1 protein-coding gene is annotated in these 1,016 nt (G+C 69.5%); it reads left to right on the top strand.

The genetic code is table 11. The features are described from left to right. Positions 1-1,016: DUF3068 domain-containing protein (locus tag G6031_RS18400; protein ID WP_182654065.1), on the top strand; the 1,016-nt coding region annotated here is incomplete at both ends.

Genomic DNA, 1,016 nt, shown 5'->3' with positions numbered 1-1,016 from the left:
GACTCCGAGGTCCAGTTCCCGGTCACCTGCTTCATCGACAACGACATCCCGCTCTACTCGCAGCGCCGGGTCCAGGCGGTCGAGCCGTCGGACGCCGAGGTGATCACGTTCCAGGCCGCGCAGTCGCTGCTCCGCGAGGACAAGACCGGGTCGGACGGGGTCGAGGGCCTGGTCAACGCCTCGATCGACCGCGTCACCGTGGACCGCGTGACCGCCGAGCCGATCGACGAGGCCGTGAGCACCCTGCAGTTGGTCGCGACCGGGGCCGAGGACTCCGCCCCCACCGGGTTCGTCCGCAACGGCCTGCAGTACAAGTTCCCGTTCGACACCGAGCAGCGGGACTACGACTACTTCGACGCCAGCACCTTCACCACCAACCCGATCTCCTTCGTCGGTGAGACCACCGTCGGCGGCATCGACGCGTACGAGTTCCGCCAGGAGCTCGGCCCGATCGACATGTGGTCCTCGATCCGCGACCACTTCGCCTCGATCACCGACGGGTACGACCCCGCCGTGGAGGCCGTGCTGGCCAGCTACCGGCGCGAGGGCATGACCGCGGGCCAGTGGGGCCTCGAGGGTGACCCGGAGCGCGAGGTCGACATGCGTCGCTACTACACCAACACCCGCACGGTGTACGTCAACCCGGAGACCGGCCAGGTGATCAACGGCAACGAGAACATCTACCAGTTCTTCGCCGAGGACCAGGACGAGGCCGAGGCCTTCTTCAACGACGCGGCGGGCATGGAGGAGGAGAAGGCCGAGCCCACCCGGACGGCCGTCCGATTCGAGTCCGGCTGGAACGAGGAGACCAAGGAGATCACGCAGTCCGCCGCCCAGGAGACCGCCGACACGCTCAACACGTTCGGTCGCATCCTGCCGGCCGTGCTCGGTGTGCTGGGCGTGCTGGCGCTGCTCGGTGGCATCCTCCTGGGTGCCCGCAGCGGTGCCGGCGGGCGCACCACCCGGGGCACGCGCGACACCCGCGGTGTGCGCGGGGACGGTGGCGCCGGGCCGGT

It is taken from the genome of Dietzia sp. CQ4 (assembly GCF_014145125.1).
GTDB lineage: Bacteria > Actinomycetota > Actinomycetes > Mycobacteriales > Mycobacteriaceae > Dietzia > Dietzia natronolimnaea.
The sequence above is the reverse complement of the archived record's forward strand: the minus strand, read 5'-3'. Positions and strand labels throughout refer to the sequence as shown.